This window comes from Sorangiineae bacterium MSr12523, from assembly GCA_037157775.1.
In the GTDB taxonomy this organism is placed as follows: Bacteria; Myxococcota_A; Polyangia; order Polyangiales; family Polyangiaceae; genus Pendulispora; species Pendulispora brunnea.
Genome location: CP089982.1, coordinates 2694141 through 2710830, shown reverse-complemented (window position 1 = coordinate 2710830; position 16690 = coordinate 2694141). Strand labels below are relative to the sequence as shown.

Here is a 16690-nt window from a genome sequence, read left to right as displayed (position 1 = left end):
GAAAGTTACCTTAGGATGAGCGCCATGAACCGAGCCGCCACTGTTCTCCTGCTCTCGTCCGGCGTCGTCGCCATGATCGGCTGCGGAGGCTCGAACGAGGCTCCTCCTGCATCTTCGGCCGGGGCGACTTCGGAGCCGTCGTCGGCCATCGCGCAAGTCGGGGATGCGGGCGCGCCGGCACCGCCGCAGGGAGAGCCGGAGGTCACCACGAACCGCGCGGTGTGCACGGGACGCGACATCGATCTCGACACGGCGCTGATTCAAAAGGTTTGCGAGATCGAAACGGAGAAGGACGCCCCGTACAAAGACGTGGCCAAGGTGCTCGAGGTGAAGGTGAACCTCGGCTCAAAAAAGATCACGCCGGGTTCGCACGTCGACGTGGTCGTCACGTACACCAACAAAGGGCAATTGCCCCTGGCGCTCGACTTCATGATCGATCCGGTGCCGCGCTTCACCGTGGAGGCCTACGACGGAAAAGGCACCAAGCGGGTCGACGTTCCGAAGGGCGATCCGCCGCCCCCGCCGAAGGACGCGACGGAGCGGTTGCCCTCGCCGCAGTCGACGGCGCGGGTCATCATCAGCCCCTTTGGCATGGCCCGCGTGAAGCTCGGATGGGACGCCGTTCGCACGAAATGGGCGCCCGAGAAGTACAAAGGCACGCCCGTCGAAGTGGGCTATCCGCGCAAACCGGCCGGGCCCCTGCCCGCGGGCAAATACCAACTTCGCATTGCCACACCGCTCGTGCACGTGATGGAGGGCACGGACCACGAGCTCAGCGGCCCCAAAGTCGATATCGAGGTTGGTAAATAGTGACGACGATACGCACCATCTTTTTCGGAACCCCTAGCTTTTCGGTCCCCTGCCTCGACGCCCTCACCGAGGTGGCCACCGTCGTCGGTGTGGTTTGCCAGCCAGATCGCCCCGTCGGGCGCGGGTTGACGCTCACGCCGCCGCCCGTGAAAGCACGCGCCATGGAACTCGGCATTCCGGTGGTGCAGCCCACCAAATTGCGAACGGGCGCGTTCGGTGCGTGGGTGCGCGCGCAGGCCGTCGATGTCGCGGTGGTCGTCGCCTATGGCCGCATCTTGCCCTCGGACGTGCTCGCGGGCCCTCGCCTCGGATGCCTCAACGTGCACGCGTCGATCTTGCCGAAGTACCGCGGCGCCGCGCCCATCGCGCGTGCGGTCATGGCCGGGGAGACCGAGACGGGCATCACCCTCATGCAGCTCGACGAGGGCATGGACACCGGCAACATGATTGCCAAGTTCCCGACCCCCGTCGGTGAAAACGAGACCGCGGGCGAGCTCGGCGAGCGCCTCGCCAAGATTGGCGCCGACGCGATCCGTTCGAGCTTTGCCGGCTACATCCGCGGGGACTTCCTGCCGGAGAAGCAAGATGATGCCCAGGCAACATTGGCCCCTCCGCTGAAGAAAGAGGAAGGCAAAATCGACTTCACCCTCCCCGCCCGCCGCGTGCACGATCATGTGCGCGGCGTCAATCCGTGGCCGGGCGCCATCGCCCTGCTCGGCGACAAAAAGGTGAAGGTCCACGCCACGCGCGTATCGGACTTTTCACGGCCGGGCGCTGCCCCGGGTACGGTCATCCTGGCGGACAAGACGCAGGTCGTCGTGGCCACCGGCGAAGGCGCCGTGGAACTGGTGACCGTGCAGCTCGAAGGGCGAAAAGCCGTCCGTGCGAGCGACTGGTACCTCGGTCGCGGCGTCGCGGAAAACGACGTGCTCGCGTAAGGATCCGACTATCCCAGCTTCGTCTCGATGCGGATCGTGTTCGACAGCGTTTTGTGCACGGGGCACTTCTCGGCAATTTCGAGCAGGCGGGCGCGTTCCGTTTCGGACAAGTCGCCCTCGAGGAACAGTTCCCGGTGGATGATGAAGGCGTCGGCCGTCTTGTCGCCGCGAAGCTCGACGCGCACGGACGTCAGGGGATAATTTTTTCGCTCGGCGTACATCTTTACCGTCATCGACGTGCAAGCGCCGAGCGCAGCCAGGAGAAACTCGTGCGGCTCGGGCCCGGCGTCCTCCCCGCCGAGCTCCGTCGGCTCGTCGGCATGGAGAAGATGCGGGCCGATCTCGATGTTCTGTCGAAACTTCGCCGAATCACCGTAGACGTTCACGGGTCGCATCCCACGAATATAGGTGGCTGGCTTCCGCCATCCAAGAGCACTCGAGAGAAGAGCCATGCCGTCACCAGAAGCGCGGAGCGCGTCCGTTCTCTCTGGCGCATCGGACACAAAGGCCCAAGTATGTTTCGGCCGTGCCGAAGCGCCTCACGACCCGGGTCCACACCCGCGACGACCGCGAAACAGCCTTGGAGCCGTTTCACGAGCCCGTGCGCGCGTGGTTCGAGCGGGCGCTCGGTAAGCCGACTCGGGCGCAAGCTCTGAGCTGGGGCCCCATCGCGCGGGGCGAATCCACCTTGCTGCTCGCCCCCACCGGGTCGGGCAAAACGCTGGCCGCGTTTCTCTGGGCCATCGATGCGCTGATGTGGACGACCCCGCCGTCGCCGCCCTCTTCGGGCAAACGGAACATCTCCCGCCCCCCCACGCGAACGCCGCAGCGTGGGGTCCGTGTACTCTACATCTCTCCGCTGAAGGCCCTCGCGGTCGACGTGCAGAAGAACCTCGAACGCCCGCTCGCCGGCGTGCTCGAAGAGGCCCGCCAGCGCGAAACGGTGGTGCACGAGCCCACCGTGGTCGTGCGCACGGGCGACACCACGCCGGCCGAGCGCGCGCGGATGAAACGGCACCCGCCGGACATCCTCATCACGACGCCGGAGTCGCTCTATTTGATGCTCACGTCCGCGGCGCGCACCATCCTGGCGGACGTCCAGACCGTGATCCTGGACGAGATCCATCAGCTGGCGCCGACGAAGCGCGGTGCGCACCTCGCGCTGTCGCTCGAGCGGCTCGAGGCGTTGCGCGCACAATCGGCGCCTGCGAAGGAAAAGCGCGCGCCCATCCAACGCATCGGCCTCTCGGCAACGCAGCGCCCGCTCGAAGAGGTGTCGCGTTTTCTGGGAGGATTCGGGCCGGGCGACAAGCCGCGCCCCGTCACCATCGTCGACGCGAGCGAACCGAAGCGCATCGAGCTGCGGGTCGAGGCGCCGCAAATGACGCACCAGCCGAGTGACGCAACGCCGTCGGTCTGGCCCGAGGTGCACGAGCGGCTGCTCGCGCTCATCGGCCAGCATCGCTCCACCATGGTGTTCGTCAACAGCCGGCGCCTGGCCGAGCGCCTCGCGACCGCGCTCAATGACCGCGCGGGGACGGAGATTGCGCTGGCGCACCATGGTTCGCTCGCATTGGAAAAGCGCACCGCCATCGAGGAGCGCCTCAAGTACGGCGAGCTGCCTGCCATCGTGGCCACGTCGTCGCTCGAACTGGGCATCGACATGGGCGCGGTCGACTTGGTCGTGCAGATCGAAGCACCGCCATCGATTGCCTCCGGCATTCAGCGCGTCGGGCGCGCGAGCCACCATGTGGAGGGCGTGTCCACGGGCGTGCTCATTCCCAAGCACCGCGCCGATCTTCTCGCGTGCGCCGCGGCCAGTGCCGCGATGCGTGCGGGCGACGTCGAGGAGACGTTCTACCCGCGTTCACCGCTCGACGTGCTCGCGCAGCAGATCGTCGCCATCGTCTCGCTCGACACGATGACGGCCGAGACGCTGTACACCTTGGTGCGCAAGGCCGCGCCGTTCGCAGAGCTTCCGCGATCGGCCTACGACGGCGTGCTGGACATGCTCTCGGGGCGCTATCCCTCCGACGAGTTTGCCGGCTTGCGCCCGCGCCTCACGTGGGATCGCAAAAGCGGCAAGCTCACCGCGCGCACGGGCGCACACGCACTGGCCATCGCCAACGCCGGCACCATCCCGGACCGCGGGCTGTACGGCGTCTTCTTGGCCGACGGCGAAGGCTCCGGGCGCCGCGTGGGCGAGCTCGATGAAGAGATGGTCTACGAGCTCCGGCCGGGCGAGATCTTCCTCCTCGGCGCATCGTCATGGCGCGTCGAGGAGATCACCACCGAGAAGGTGCTCGTCTCCCACGCCGCAGGGCACCCCGGCAAGATGCCCTTCTGGCGCGGCGATCGTGCCGGCCGCTCCCGCGCCTTCGGCGATGCCATCGGCGAGCTGACGCGCACCGTCGCCCGCTTGGAGCCCGAGGCTGCAGCCGCGCGCCTCGTGAAGAAGCACGGTCTCGACGAACCCGCCGCGCAAAGCTGCGTGCAGTACGTGCGCGACCAGATCGACTTCGCCGGCGACGTGCCCAGCGATCGCGCCTTGGTCATCGAGCGGTTCGTCGACGAGGTGGGCGATTTTCGCATTTCCATCTTGAGCCCCTTCGGCTCGCGCGTGCACGCCCCCTGGGCCACGTGCGTCATCGCGCGGCTGCGCGCGGAACATGGCGGCGAGGCGGACGTCATCTTCAACGACGACGGCATCGTCTTTCGCGTAACCGGAACCGACGAGCCGCCCAAGACGGAGCTCTTTCTCCCGCCGTCGGAAAGCGTGGAGGAGCTGGTCACCGGCGCCCTCGCGCAGAGCGCACTCTTCGCCGCGCGCTTCCGCGAGAACGCCGCGCGCGCGTTGCTCCTTCCGCGCCGCCAAGTCGGCAAGCGCACCCCGCTCTGGGCGCAACGCCGCCGCGCGCGCGATCTGCTCAGCGTCGCCTCGCGCTTTCCGAGCTTTCCCATTTTGCTCGAGACGTACCGAGAGTGCCTGCGCGACGTGTTCGACCTACCGGGCCTCATCGACGTGCTCCGCCGCATCGAAACACGGAAGATGCATGTTGCAACCATCGACACGAACCGGCCGTCGCCCTTTGCGGCGTCGCTGCTGTTCATGTTCGTGGGCAACTTCATGTACGAGAATGATGCGCCCGTGGCCGAGCGCCGCGCGCAAGCGCTCACCATCGACCATGCGCAGCTTCGCGAGCTGCTCGGCGACGACGAGCTGCGCAAGCTGCTCGATCCGGAGCTGGTGCGCGAGCACGAGCGCTTCTTGCAGCACCTCACCTACCCGGTGCGCCATCTCGATGGGCTGCACGATCTCTTCCTCGCCGTGGGCGATCTCACGCTCGACGAGGTGAACGCCCGACTCGATCCGGATGCACCCGCCGCCGATTGGCTCGATGAGCTGGTGAACACGCGCCGCGTGATCTCCGTGGAAATCGCAGGCCAGAAGCGCTACGCGGCCATCGAAGATGCGCCGCGCCTGCGCGATGCCGTGGGCGCGCAATTGCCGCGGGGCATCGCATTCGAGCTGCTCGAGTCGGTGGGTGATCCCGTGGGCGATCTCGTGGCCCGCTACGCGCGCACGCACGGCCCCTTCACCGCGGAGGCCGTGGCCGAGCGACTCGGCTGGGGGCCCGCCGTCGCCATCGTGACCTTGGAGCGGCTCATCGCCGAAGGGCGCATCGTGCAGGGCGCCTTCACTGTGGGGCGCGAAGACACGAACGAGTTTTGCGACGCCGAGGTCCTGCGCACCTTGCGGCGCAAAGCACTCGCGCGGCTCCGGCGCGAGGTGGAGCCGGTCGACACCGATGCGCTCGGGCGCTTCCTTCCCGCATGGCAGGGCGTGGGGCGCCGGCGCCGCGGACCGGAGGCACTGCTCTCCGCCATTGCGCAGCTCGAAGGCTGCCCGCTTCCGGCGTCGGTGCTCGAGAGCGAAATCCTTCCCGCGCGCGTGGAAGGCTTCCGCCCGTGGGATCTCGATGCACTCTGCGCCTCGGGCGAGGTCACCTGGGCGGGCATCGAGGCCTCCGGCCAGAGCCAGAGCGACGGCCGCATCGCGCTCTACCTCGCGGAGAACGAATCGCTGCTCGCGTTGCCGTCGAAGCCGTGCGAGGGCAAAGTCCACGCGCGCATCCGCGACCTTCTCACCCGCCGCGGCGCCGTCTTCTACAAGGACATGGCGCGTGAAGTCGGCGGCTTCCCTGGCGAGATCAAAGACGCCCTCTGGGACATGGTCTGGGCCGGCGAGGTCACCAACGACACCTTGGAGCCCTTGCGAAGCCTGCAGAATGCACGCAATTCCGAGTCGCGCGGCACGAGACCCGGGCGCCGCCCAGGCTCCATGGATCTGCAGCGCCGAGGCCCGCCGGGCACGGAAGGCCGCTGGTCCTTGCGCGCCGCACGTGCCACGAGCCCACCGCCTTCCCCCACGGCAAAGCGCACCGCGCTCGCACGCGCCCTGCTCGAACGCTACGGCGTGGTCACCCGCGAGGCCGTGCAGGCCGAGCACATCGCCGGCGGCTTCTCCGCCGTCTACGACGTCTTCAAGGCCATGGAAGAATCCGGCAAGATCCGCCGCGGCTACTTCGTCGCCGGACAGGGCGCTGCGCAGTTCGCGCTGGCCGGGGCCGACGAGCGTCTGCGCGGCTTCCGCTCCCCCGAGGATGAACCGCGCTCCTTCATCCTCGCCGCCACCGACCCGGCGAATCCCTACGGTGCCATCCTCCCCTGGCCCAATCCTGCGGGGCAGAACGCCGAGTCTCAACGCGGCGGCCCCAAGCGGACCGCCGGCGCGTGGGTCGTCATCTGCGACGGCAAGTTGCTCGGCTACCTCGGCCGCGGCGCCGACTCGCTGCTGACCTTCCTCCCCGCGCACGAGCCCGCACGCGGCAGCGCCGAACGCGCCTTGGCCGAAGCGCTGGGCCGCCTGGTCGACTCCGGTCAGCGCAAGGTGCTCTTCATCACGACCATCGACGGCATCTCCGCCAACACCAGCACCCTGGCCAGCGCCTTCACGCGCGCGGGATTCCGCTTCACGGGGCTCGGCTTCATGCGCCGGCGCACGCTGGAATACGACGGCGAGGAGGACGCATGACCGGACGCGCGGAGACATTCATCCACGAGATGAAGGAAGAGTTTCCCACTTTCGAAATCCTGAAGAAGCGCGACAGTGCCATGCAGCGCAGCATCCACCGCGCGCTCATGTTGCTGACCTTGGGCCGGATGCGCACGTACCTCACGCAGTACCATACGGTGCTGTTCGGAAAGCTCTGGGTGCCCGACAGCTTCGACACGATGAGTGACGCCGATCGCTACATCCTGCTGCGCCATGAACGGGTCCACCTTCGCCAGCGAAGGCGTATGGGCGATATCACCATGGCCTTCGTCTACCTGATTCCATTCTTCCCCCTCGGGCTGGCTTACGGCCGGGCGCGCATCGAGTGGGAGGCCTATACGGAGACCATCCGGGCCACCTACGAGGTCTTCGGCCTCCCCCACGCCAAGCTGCTCCGCAAGCACATCGTCGACCGCTTCGCCGGGCCCGACTATGGCTGGATGTGGCCCTTTCGACGCGCCGTCGGCCGCTGGTTCGACGATGTCATCGCGGATTTGGCAGCCGAGTCGGCGAGCCAAGGCTAAATTCGATTGCACGCGGAATCCAGCGGTTCGAATGACGAATCGAACCGCCAAGTCGCCAAGGACGCCAAGATTAATGTGCTAGAGCCCCAGGAAATCGCCTTGTTCAGCCCCCTCCCCCCTTGGCGCTCTCGGCGTCTTGGCGGTTCGTCTGTACGAGCCGCCAACCGGGTGTCGCCCACGGTTGCTTTCCGCTGTGTCGAGGGGCTAGTGCCATTCTATGGAAGCGACTAGTTTCGCTTGAGACCGATGAAGAAATCCGCGCGTGAAAAAGAGGTGACGGCGAACATCGTCTTCATGGCCCTCTTGGGGACGGCGACGCTGCTCTTCATCGGATCCATCCACGCCGTCTTCATGTTTGCCCCCGTCGAGAAGACGATGGGCATCGTCCAGAAGATCTTCTACTTCCACGTCCCCAGCGCGTACTCGATGTACATCGGCGCCGCGGCGTGTTTCTTCGGATCGGCGGCGTACCTGATCCGCCCGACCGACGGGCGCGATGCACTGGCCCGCGCAGGCGCCGAAATGGCCGTGGTGTTCGGGGCCATCGTCCTCACCACCGGCCCGCTCTGGGCGGCCAAGGCGTGGGGCTATTACTGGACGTGGGACCCTCGGTTGACGACGTCCCTGCTCTCCGTCCTTATTTACGTGGCGTATTTGGTCCTTCGCGCCTTCACCGGTGATGGCGAAGGCGAGCGCCGGTTCGCCGCCGCACTCGGCATCTTGGGCGCCGCCAATCTGCCCATCATTCATTTCAGCGTTCAGAAATGGAGCGGGCAGCACCCCGCCGTCATCACCGGCAAGGGCGGCGGGTTGGATCCCGACATGCGCACCACCTTGTTGCTCGCCTTTCTCGCCTTTACCGTTTTTGCGATTGCCCTGCTCTGGGCGCGCGTTCGTCTCGAGGTGGCCAAAAGCCGTCTTGCCCGCGCCGAGGAAGACGCCATCGACCTCGGCCTCGACGACCGTCACGATTCCGACTCCGAAGAAGTGCCTCCCCGACACGCCAGGACCGACGCATGACCGCGCAAACATCCGGGGCAAATCCCCAAGAATCCGCAACCCCCGGCACCCAGTTCCAGGCCGTCGACGGCGGGGCCGAAACCCGCAGCGGCTCCACCCTCATGGTGGAGGCTTACGTCGTCCTCTGGGTCATCCTCATGGGATGGATTCTCTTGTTGTGGCGCAAACAGGCTGCGCTCAACGCCCGCATCGACGAGCTGGACCGCGTGCTCGACAAGGCCGCGGCCAAACAGGGAACGAAATCCTAACGGTGTCTTCCCCCTCCCGATCCTTTGCGAAGAAGATCGGGAGCGGTTTCTTCAGGCCACTTTGATAATCGGGAGCTCGACGGAAACCCGGTCCGAGCTGGGGGTCTCGTCCATGGTCACGCGAACGGGGCGTTCGCTCACGACGAGGTGGGTGCTCGACGGCGAGCGCATCGTCGGGGGGACTTCTTCCTCTTCCTCGAAGAGGCCCACCGCCTTCACCACATCCACGTGGGAGGCAAAGCCAATATCGAACGCACCCGATCCCGCCGGTGCAACCACAGCCGGGAACGGCATCCCTGTGCGCGAGCTAACGGGCTCAGAGACGACCGGTTGGGAATCGAAGGGCTCGTAGCTCTGCACCTCGTCGAAGGATCCCTCGAAGTGCACGGCGGCGAGCGCCGCCTCATACTCCGCGAGCTCCTCGGCGAGGGCGGTGGCAGTGAGAGTAGGTGGGAGCAGATCGACTGTATCGAAGTGGCCTTCGGACATCGCACCTAACCGAAGTGCGAGAAACGATCCAAGTCTGGTAGTGCCCGAATTTAGCGATTTCTTAAGTGAGCATCGGAAGTGGTATTCAAGTGCGCGTGCAAATCGGAACGCTTTCGACACGCGACTGCCCCGAGAGGCGCAAACCTTCTAACACGCCCACATGCGTTCCAGAAGTGTGACAAAGGTTCAATGACCCCCGAACATCTGATTTTCATCCCCGGTGTGCTCCTCATTGGAGTGACACTCGGATACATCTTCGGGACGCGCGTCGCGCGCGCAGACATGGAACGAAGGCAAAAACGCGCGAGGGAGTGAACGCTATTCCTGACTCGCGCGCGGTCCAGTGACCCGCCGGAGGAGCACCAGATCATGATTGATTTCGAGTTGAGCGAGGAGCAGCGAGCACTTATCGATACGGCGCGTCGCTTTGCACGCGAACGGATCATTCCCATCGTGCCCGAATGCGATCGCGAGGCCCGCTTCCCGCGTCATATCTTCGAAGAAGCCTGGAAAATCGGCCTCGTTAACCCGACGCTGCCAAGCGAGTACGGAGGGCAAGGACTCTCCGATGTGGACTCCTCCTTCATCACCGAGGAACTCGCCTACGCGTGCACGGGAATTCAAACCAGCATGACGGCGAATACCTTGGGGCTAACCCCAATTCGCCTGGGCGGTACCGAGGAGCAGAAGAAGAAGTACCTCGGCTGGCTCTCGTCGGAGCCTGTTTTCTGCAGCTATGCGACGACGGAGCCCGCCGCAGGAAGCGATGTGGCAGGCATTCAGACGCGCGCCGTCAAAGACTCGGGCGGCGGCTATGTTCTCAATGGGACCAAGTGTTGGATTACCAACGCGTCGCTCGCCAGCTTTTATACGATTTTCGCAACGGAGAATCCCGAGTTGCGCCACAAGGGGATTGGCGCCTTCATCGTCCACCGCGATGCCGTCGGGCTCAAAGTTGGCAAACACGAGGACAAAATGGGACAGCGCGCCAGCGACACCTGCCAGGTGATGCTGGACGACGTGCACGTTCCCGCGTCCCAGGTTTTGGCGCCGCCCGGCAAGGGTTTCAAGCTGGCCATGGAGACCTTCAACCAGACGCGCCCCGACATTGGCGCCATTGCCGTGGGGCTCATGCGCCGCTGCCTCGACGAGAGCGTGGCCTATGCGAAAGAGCGAAAAACCTTCGGTGTGCCAATTGGCCAACACCAATTGGTCCAAGCGATGATTGCCGAAATGGCGATTCGCATCGAGGCCACGAGTTTGCTCGTGCGCAAAGCGGCGTGGAACCTCGACAAGGGTATTCGCAATCCGATCGTGTCGAGTTATGCGAAGGCATTTGGAGCCGACGCAGCGATGCAAAGTGCGCTCGATGCGGTGCAGATCTTCGGCGGAAATGGTTACGTGAAGGAGTACCCCGTCGAGAAATTAATGCGCGACGCAAAGGTGCTTCAAATTTACGAGGGCACGAGCCAAATCCAGCGAATCATCATCGCCCGTCACGCACTTGGCACCGGGTGATGGGTCGGTCCGCGTCTCGGCCGTCTCGTTCGCTGCTCCTCTTCTTCGTTAGCGGCGCGTGTCTTTTGGGGAGCGGCTGCGCCAGCGGAGGGGGCCGCGACGTGGTGGCCGAATCGCGTGATGTGCGCGGCGTCGATCCGGCCAATGCGCCGGCCGCCGCGCCATCGAGCAATGGTTACGAATATGTCGCGCGCCGGGCGCTCACCACGGTCGGGCTGGCCGAAGGTCGTGGCTTGTCGCGCGAGATTGCGCAGCGCGCCACCGATTCCGTCGCCGACGCGATGCAGCGCTGCGGCGCCGACGCCGCCGCCCAAGGCAAATGGGTCAAGGGCGCCGCACGCGTCGTCGCCCGCATCGCGCCCGATGGAAATCTATCGGACGTCCAAGTCAAAGTCGCCCCCGGCGCCGACGTCGCCGCCAACGCGATCCTCTGCTTCATCGCCCCAATCAAGTCACTGACATTTCCCCCCGCCGACGCCGACGCCGGCACCACCCAACGCGGCATCGCCTTCGAAGCCGCGTGGGGCGGATAGAGTAGACATAGCGCTATCGATTTCTCTGCGAGGTCAGAAGTCCAACCGCCAAGGCGCCAAGAACGCCAAGATTTATGGGGTGTGAATCACGCGCTTGATGCCACGTCGAAGCACTGGCACGTTGAACGAGATCAGGAGACCGACCGCAAGCCGGGTCGCCTTCAAGTAGGAAATCACCTGGGCGACGTGAATGGGCGCAATGGCTTCCGCGGCTTTGAGCTCGACGATAAGACACTCCCCCACGAGCAGGTCGAGGCGTGCTTCTCCAACGGTTCTTCCCTTGTAGGCAACTCCAACTGGCACCTGCCGCGCGAAGGGCACACCGCCGAGCGACAACTCTATGCAAAGCGCCTCCTCGTACACCGATTCGAGAAAGCCTGGGCCGAGCAGGCGATGCACTTCTAGGGCCGCTCCAATCACGCGATGGCAGAGCACATCGACTTCCCCGTTAGGTTCATTTCTCGGCTGCTTGGCGTTCTTGGCGTCTTGGCGGTTCATCTCCAAGGCCCATCGACACGCAGCGAACGAAGGTTGCGCCCCTGCCCGCATATTCGTTGTTTCTGCCCGTCCCTTAGCCGGTAGCCAGGGTACTAGCGAGGTTCGGCGGCCACGACTCGCGTCAGGATGTCCGGGGAGAGCAAGGTCGAGGGGGGCTCGAGCATGTGGACGACTTGGAGGATGCGGCGGGCGACGTCGGGATCGCGGATGGCGGTGGCGTGGACGCGGTCCATGTACGCGTGCATGAAGTCCATGTCGGCGGGGCGGGTGCCCTCCACCTCGGGGTAGCGCATGTCTTCGCGCGTGGCGCCTTGCCAGGCGATGTCCACGATTTTGGCCATCTCGTCGCGCAAAGCGTGGGAGAAACCGCGCAGGCAGCCGCCGCGTCGTTGCTTTTCCAGGCAGGCGTCGAGAACGAGGGCGTGCAGCGCACTTATCGTGATGCCCTGGCCGTAAATCGGATTGAGGCTGCAAATGGCATCGCCCATCACCGCAAGCCCTTCGGGGAAGTGCGCGAGTCGTTCGTAATGGCGGCGCTGGTTCGAGGGAACCTTGTATTGTGCAATATCGCCGAGGGGTGCCAGCGATTCGATGGTGCGGAATAGGTCGGGAACCGGCAGGCTTCGTGCGAAGTCGAGAAAACCTTTCTCGTCGCCCGCGGGATGGTCGTAAAGCCAACCGATGAGCGTAACCATCCATCGATCGCCCTCGATGGGAATCACCATGCCGCCGCGTTTGGCCGGACAGCGCGGTAGCACGAACAAGCCTTTCCACTCCGGGGCGCGCTTTCCGCGCTCCCCCATTCTCGAATAGACGCGGGTGGCGTAGCCCACGTGCATGCGCACCTCGCATTGTTCGGGTGCGGGGTAGCCAAGCGATTTCAGCCAGCGCGGCAGGCGCGAACCACGACCGCTCGCATCGACGACGAGCTCCGCATGCAAAAGCTCATCCCCTGCCCCATCGCGGCGCACCTTCACGCCGGCGATCGCGCCACCGTCTCCGGTGGCCACCAACTCCGCGACCTCGCACGGGGCGAGCACCTTTACATTGGGGAGCGCCATCGTCCTTCGGGCAACGCGCCACTCGAGCAAAGGCCGGCTCATGAACGGTGCGCAAACGCCACTCGGGAACGGTGTTTTGAATCGCCCCAAATGGTACTGGCGAAACTCCGCCCCCATATCCATCCACGTGGCGCCGGCCTCGCGCAGCTCCTCTTCCAAACCAGGAAAAAGGCTTGCGAAGACCTGCCAGCCACGGCTCAGCAGCCCATGCGCGTGCCGACCGTGCGGGACCGCCTTGCGCGGCTCGGGCCCGTCGTGGAGCGCGTCGCGCTCGATCACGGTGACCTCGGCGAAGTGCTCCGAAAGCACACGCGCCGCCAGCATGCCCGACAGACTCCCCCCTACGACGATCGCGTGATGGTACGGTTCGCGGCGCGCGCAGGGAAAACCCACGATGGACAGATGGCCATCCTGGGGGGCTTCGTGCAAACGGAGCCGGACGAATTAGTTGCCAATCCAGACGCCGCGTTGGTTGGCCATGTACACCTCCTGGCGCAGGCGGGCCTCCTTCAAGTCGAGCCCCTTGCCCCGTTCGCCGCGGCGCCGGCGGTTCTTGATGAAGGCCAGCTCCACCAGGGCCAATTGCTTGTTGCGCCGCTGGCGGAAGGCCGACCACCCCCGGGACATGAGGGTGACCCAATTTTGCCAGCCGATGGTGACGTAGGTGCTCACCAAGGCCAGCTCGCGCGGGTGGATCAGACCGCCCACCTCGCCGGCGAGCTCGCGGATGACGATGGTGCGATCGCGCACCACGAGCACGGCGAGAAGGACGAAAAAGAAGAGGACGATGACCCAGGTGATGAGGATCATGATGACCGCCCCCTCCTCACCGAAGAACGTGGGCAGGCCATTGTGGAAGGCGTGCATGGCCACCGCCATGATGTAGCCGCCGATGGGCGCTGCGATTTTGACGAACCAGTTGCGCGATTCGGCGGCGATGCCGAATCCCAGGCCCGTGCAGGCGGTGAAGGTGCAGTGCGACAGCCCGAGAAGCACCGTGCGCAGGATGAACAGGACGACGAAGCCCGCCACCCCGGCCTCGGAGAACTGGTTCGCCACGTAGAGGATGTCCTCCGTCAACGTGAAGCCCAGGCCGATGATCCCGCCATAAATGGCGCCATCCAGCGGGCCATCGAACTCGCGCAACCCCATGGCGCTGATGCCGGCGACCAGCGCGACGCCGATGCCCTTGAAGCCTTCCTCGAACACGGGGGCGAGCACCGTGGCGCCAAAAGCCTGGATGCCGGGATCGTCTTCCGCGGCGCCGGTGAGGTTGCTCGCGATCATTTCGCCGATGTGGCTGGAAAAGCCGCCGCCGAGGGTGGCGAAGAGCGCGCCCCAGACGAAGGCGGCGATGAGCAGCCACCAAGGTTCGGGCTCGAAGCGATCGCACCAGCGAACGAGCAGCGCGTAAAGGATGACCAGCGGCGTGACGAAAACGAGTCCCAGAACGATCCCGACGAACATGCGCTACCGCGTAACGTAGCGGATTGCTCTGCTGGCTAGTACAGAGATCCGCCGAGATCGAATTCGTGCCCGGACGCGAAACCCGCGTCCCAACCGCGCGTAAGCCGCGGTCATGCAACGACGAACGGCTTTCTTGTTCCTTTCAAGCCTGCTCGGCTTCGGCGCCATCGCTTGCGGCGGTTCGAACGCGGGCAGTCCACCCCAGGACGCGGTATCCATGGGCATGGGCGACTCATACATCGAACGCAGCGAGGGCGTGCGCATCCATTACACCGACGAAGGCCACGGATTGCCCGTGCTGCTGTTGCACGCGTACCCCGTACAAGGCGCCATGTTTCGGCCGCAGATCGCGGCGCTCGGCGCGAAGTACCGCTTCATCGTGGTCGACCATCGCGGCTTCGGGAAAAGTCGCATCGCGCGCTCCGCGGATGCGACGCCCATGTCGGAGATGGCCGACGATGCGCTGGCCGTGCTCGACGCGCTGAAGATCGATCAGGCCGTCGTGGGTGGCGTATCCATGGGCGGGTACATCGCCATGGAGGTCGTCCGCCGCGCACCGCACCGTGTGAAGGGCCTGGTTCTTTCGGACACGCAGTCCGGGGCCGACGACGACGCAGGGCGCGCCAAGCGTGAGGACGCGGCGAAGAAGGCGCTCGAGTCGGGCATGCAGGGCGTGGCGGACGCCATGCTGCCAAAGCTCCTCGCGCCGAGTGCGCCGGCGGACATACGGGCACACGTCACCGAGTTGATTCTGGGCAACTCACCGGAGGGCGCCGCCGCTGCGCAACGCGGGATGGCGAAACGAAGCGATAGCGCCGACGTGCTCTCGCATTACGAGGGCCCAGCGCTCGTGCTCGTGGGGGAAAAGGACGAGCTCATTCCGCCCGAGAAGGCGCAGAAGATGGCGTCCCAGTTGAAGAATGCGACGCTCGCAGTGGTTCCGCGAGCCGGCCATTTGCCGAACATCGAGGCGCCGGACGAATTCAATCGGGAACTCGATGCATTCCTCAGTCGAATTCGTCCTTGATGCCCCGGCGGGCCCTACCCTCACGAGAGGGAAAGGTTATTTGAGCGGACTTCGCTGGGCGTCGGCGGCGCGCATCGCTTCCACTTCGGCGGCTTCTTCAGCCTTTTGAACCCGCCATAGGAGGAAGAGTGGTGGCCCCAACAGGATGAGCGCCGGTAGCAATGCCACCAACGCCATGCCCATGGCGAACGTGAGCATGCCGCCGAATGCAATCAGCGTAATGACCAGGAAAATGGCAAACAACACCTTGCTCATGGTCATCTCACCATGAGGTGGGTGGGGGCCAATAGCAAATACATGATGCCTATCGTGGCCACGAGGGCCACGAGGATTGCGACCATTGCGAGAACCAATGCATGGGAGCGCTCTTTTCGTATGACATCGAGCGCCTCGGGAACGTCTCCCCCATATTGGAATATGGGGTGATCATGCGCCTTCGCGTGAGCCATGACTCGCCTCCTGTGTTTCGGTTGGGGCCGTCGGGCGAGAGGTAAAAAGAAGCACGTTCCGCACCGCGACCGGCGCACCCGTTGCTTGATGCGTCGGAGATGAACACGACGCAACCTTTCCCGCCGATTCCGCCGCCCCCCGTCGAGGTCCCGTCCCAAAATCCCGGGGAACAACCGATACATCGCCCGGTTCCCGACCAGCCGATTCATTCGCCCATTCCGCCCGCAGCACCCGAGCCCCCTGTCCCCGAGGAAGAGCCGCCGCAAGAAGTGTGAGGCGAAACGCACCAAGCGAGGCGCGATGGCTCACGGGGGAACCGCTGAAGAAGGAAATCGCCAGGACGCCAGGAAGAGTCGCCAGGATCGCCAGGGGAAAACCCAAAACACCCTAATTGGATTTATGGGTAAATCGCCATTTCCGCGTTGGCGGTCTTGGCGTCTTGGCGGTTTCCTTCTTAGGCTTCTTCAGCTCTTCAGCTCTTCAGCCGTACGCGCCGAGTTTGCCTTTGGAGCGTGCCGCCAGCGCGCGCATCACTTCCACGACGAGGCGCTCGGGGGAGGAGCGGCCGATGGCGGCCGATAGACCCAAGACGCGGGCGCCGGCCGACATGCGATCGGCGTCATCGACGACGGCGAGAACGGGGACGACGGTGTCTTCGAGCTTTGCGCAGAACTCGACGAAAGACTCGTCCTCCTCGTGCTCGACGATGTTCATGTCGAGAAGCACCAACGACGGAGACGACTCGCGCACGTGATCGACGGCGTCTTCCAAGTCCGTCGCGCCGAGGGTCGTAAAGCCAGCGCCATCGAGCACGCTTTTCACCACCTTGCATCGCGCTTCGTCGCAATCGACGTACAGAACGAGAGGTGCCTTCGGACGTGTCGCGGAGCGTTCCTGTCGAAACGAGGGCGGCGAACGATCCATGAGCCGAAAAGCTTAGCGCGTCCTTGCAAAGGCTAAAGCGCAAGCATGCGTTTCAATCGCTTCGGGT

17 protein-coding genes are annotated in these 16690 nt (G+C 64.9%); 9 read left to right on the top strand and 8 right to left on the bottom strand.

Features of this window, described 5'->3' with window-relative positions; translation table 11 throughout:
- Positions 1 to 24: 24 nt before the first annotated feature.
- Positions 25 to 810: a hypothetical protein gene (locus LZC95_11045; GenBank protein WXA97371.1), complete on the top strand. Its 786-nt coding sequence runs from the start codon at positions 25 to 27 to the stop codon at positions 808 to 810.
- Entirely contained in the window at positions 810 to 1748 is a 939-nt protein-coding gene (gene fmt / locus LZC95_11040; GenBank protein ID WXA97370.1) for a methionyl-tRNA formyltransferase, read from the top strand. The genes LZC95_11045 and fmt overlap by 1 nt, the downstream gene beginning before the upstream one ends.
- A gap of 8 nt (positions 1749 to 1756) precedes the next feature.
- Here the strand turns inward: fmt and LZC95_11035 are convergent, their stop codons facing one another.
- The gene (locus LZC95_11035; protein ID WXA97369.1) at positions 1757 to 2143 is read right to left on the bottom strand and encodes an OsmC family protein; all 387 of its coding nucleotides are present in this window, start codon (positions 2141 to 2143) and stop codon (positions 1757 to 1759) included.
- Between the two features lie 131 nt (positions 2144 to 2274).
- Between LZC95_11035 and LZC95_11030 the strand changes: the two genes are divergently transcribed.
- The 4 genes from LZC95_11030 to LZC95_11015 all read left to right on the top strand — a co-directional run bounded on the left by LZC95_11030 (position 2275) and on the right by LZC95_11015 (position 8656).
- Positions 2275 to 6843 (top strand): DEAD/DEAH box helicase, encoded by a 4569-nt coding sequence (locus LZC95_11030; GenBank protein WXA97368.1) that lies wholly within the window; start codon positions 2275 to 2277, stop codon positions 6841 to 6843.
- Positions 6840 to 7388: a hypothetical protein gene (locus LZC95_11025; protein ID WXA97367.1), complete on the top strand. Its 549-nt coding sequence runs from the start codon at positions 6840 to 6842 to the stop codon at positions 7386 to 7388. The genes LZC95_11030 and LZC95_11025 overlap by 4 nt, the downstream gene beginning before the upstream one ends.
- Before the next feature lie 246 nt (positions 7389 to 7634).
- Entirely contained in the window at positions 7635 to 8408 is a 774-nt protein-coding gene (locus LZC95_11020) for a cytochrome c biogenesis protein (protein ID WXA97366.1), read from the top strand.
- Complete coding sequence (locus LZC95_11015; GenBank protein WXA97365.1) at positions 8405 to 8656, top strand: CcmD family protein; 252 nt, start codon at positions 8405 to 8407, stop codon at positions 8654 to 8656. The genes LZC95_11020 and LZC95_11015 overlap by 4 nt, the downstream gene beginning before the upstream one ends.
- A 51-nt stretch (positions 8657 to 8707) precedes the next feature.
- Here LZC95_11015 and LZC95_11010 read toward each other — a convergent pair whose 3' ends face one another.
- Positions 8708 to 9145, bottom strand: coding sequence for a hypothetical protein (locus tag LZC95_11010; GenBank protein ID WXA97364.1), 438 nt, complete (start codon positions 9143 to 9145; stop codon positions 8708 to 8710).
- A 369-nt stretch (positions 9146 to 9514) separates the two neighbouring features.
- Here LZC95_11010 and LZC95_11005 point away from each other — a divergent pair, with 369 nt between their 5' ends.
- Complete coding sequence (locus LZC95_11005; GenBank protein ID WXA97363.1) at positions 9515 to 10663, top strand: acyl-CoA dehydrogenase family protein; 1149 nt, start codon at positions 9515 to 9517, stop codon at positions 10661 to 10663.
- 101 nt (positions 10664 to 10764) lie between these two features.
- Positions 10765 to 11196, top strand: a complete 432-nt coding sequence (locus LZC95_11000) for a hypothetical protein (protein WXA97362.1) — start codon at positions 10765 to 10767, stop codon at positions 11194 to 11196.
- A 72-nt stretch (positions 11197 to 11268) separates the two neighbouring features.
- On the opposite strand, the gene LZC95_10995 is transcribed toward LZC95_11000, so the two are convergent.
- The 3 genes from LZC95_10995 to LZC95_10985 all read right to left on the bottom strand — a co-directional run bounded on the left by LZC95_10995 (position 11269) and on the right by LZC95_10985 (position 14222).
- The gene (locus LZC95_10995; GenBank protein ID WXB00319.1) at positions 11269 to 11694 is read right to left on the bottom strand and encodes a GxxExxY protein; all 426 of its coding nucleotides are present in this window, start codon (positions 11692 to 11694) and stop codon (positions 11269 to 11271) included.
- Positions 11695 to 11786: 92 nt separating this feature from the next.
- Entirely contained in the window at positions 11787 to 13148 is a 1362-nt protein-coding gene (locus tag LZC95_10990) for an FAD-dependent monooxygenase (protein ID WXA97361.1), read from the bottom strand.
- Positions 13149 to 13199: 51 nt separating this feature from the next.
- The gene (locus LZC95_10985; GenBank protein WXA97360.1) at positions 13200 to 14222 is read right to left on the bottom strand and encodes a PrsW family intramembrane metalloprotease; all 1023 of its coding nucleotides are present in this window, start codon (positions 14220 to 14222) and stop codon (positions 13200 to 13202) included.
- Positions 14223 to 14334: 112 nt separating this feature from the next.
- On the opposite strand from LZC95_10985, the gene LZC95_10980 reads away from it, so the two are divergent.
- Positions 14335 to 15249, top strand: a complete 915-nt coding sequence (locus LZC95_10980) for an alpha/beta hydrolase (protein ID WXA97359.1) — start codon at positions 14335 to 14337, stop codon at positions 15247 to 15249.
- Positions 15250 to 15285: 36 nt separating this feature from the next.
- On the opposite strand, the gene LZC95_10975 is transcribed toward LZC95_10980, so the two are convergent.
- The 3 genes from LZC95_10975 to LZC95_10965 all read right to left on the bottom strand — a co-directional run bounded on the left by LZC95_10975 (position 15286) and on the right by LZC95_10965 (position 16623).
- Positions 15286 to 15504 carry a hypothetical protein gene (locus LZC95_10975; GenBank protein ID WXA97358.1) on the bottom strand — a complete coding sequence of 73 codons (219 nt, stop codon included), beginning with the start codon at positions 15502 to 15504 and terminating at the stop codon, positions 15286 to 15288.
- A 2-nt stretch (positions 15505 to 15506) separates the two neighbouring features.
- Positions 15507 to 15698 carry a hypothetical protein gene (locus LZC95_10970; protein WXA97357.1) on the bottom strand — a complete coding sequence of 64 codons (192 nt, stop codon included), beginning with the start codon at positions 15696 to 15698 and terminating at the stop codon, positions 15507 to 15509.
- A gap of 481 nt (positions 15699 to 16179) precedes the next feature.
- Positions 16180 to 16623, bottom strand: coding sequence for a hypothetical protein (locus LZC95_10965; protein WXA97356.1), 444 nt, complete (start codon positions 16621 to 16623; stop codon positions 16180 to 16182).
- Positions 16624 to 16690: the final 67 nt, after the last annotated feature.

Bases quoted from the DNA above. Each gene is read 5' to 3' on its own strand.
- LZC95_11020 (WXA97366.1), top strand. From the start codon at position 7,635: ATGAAGAAATCCGCGCGTGAAAAAGAGGTGACGGCGAACATCGTCTTC.
- LZC95_10995 (WXB00319.1), bottom strand. From the start codon at position 11,694: ATGAACCGCCAAGACGCCAAGAACGCCAAGCAGCCGAGAAATGAACCT.
- LZC95_11015 (WXA97365.1), top strand. From the start codon at position 8,405: ATGACCGCGCAAACATCCGGGGCAAATCCCCAAGAATCCGCAACCCCC.
- LZC95_10985 (WXA97360.1), bottom strand. From the start codon at position 14,222: ATGTTCGTCGGGATCGTTCTGGGACTCGTTTTCGTCACGCCGCTGGTC.
- LZC95_10980 (WXA97359.1), top strand. From the start codon at position 14,335: ATGCAACGACGAACGGCTTTCTTGTTCCTTTCAAGCCTGCTCGGCTTC.
- LZC95_10970 (WXA97357.1), bottom strand. From the start codon at position 15,698: ATGGCTCACGCGAAGGCGCATGATCACCCCATATTCCAATATGGGGGA.
- LZC95_10975 (WXA97358.1), bottom strand. From the start codon at position 15,504: ATGAGCAAGGTGTTGTTTGCCATTTTCCTGGTCATTACGCTGATTGCA.
- LZC95_11045 (WXA97371.1), top strand. From the start codon at position 25: ATGAACCGAGCCGCCACTGTTCTCCTGCTCTCGTCCGGCGTCGTCGCC.
- LZC95_11005 (WXA97363.1), top strand. From the start codon at position 9,515: ATGATTGATTTCGAGTTGAGCGAGGAGCAGCGAGCACTTATCGATACG.
- LZC95_11025 (WXA97367.1), top strand. From the start codon at position 6,840: ATGACCGGACGCGCGGAGACATTCATCCACGAGATGAAGGAAGAGTTT.
- LZC95_11010 (WXA97364.1), bottom strand. From the start codon at position 9,145: ATGTCCGAAGGCCACTTCGATACAGTCGATCTGCTCCCACCTACTCTC.
- LZC95_10965 (WXA97356.1), bottom strand. From the start codon at position 16,623: ATGGATCGTTCGCCGCCCTCGTTTCGACAGGAACGCTCCGCGACACGT.
- LZC95_11035 (WXA97369.1), bottom strand. From the start codon at position 2,143: ATGCGACCCGTGAACGTCTACGGTGATTCGGCGAAGTTTCGACAGAAC.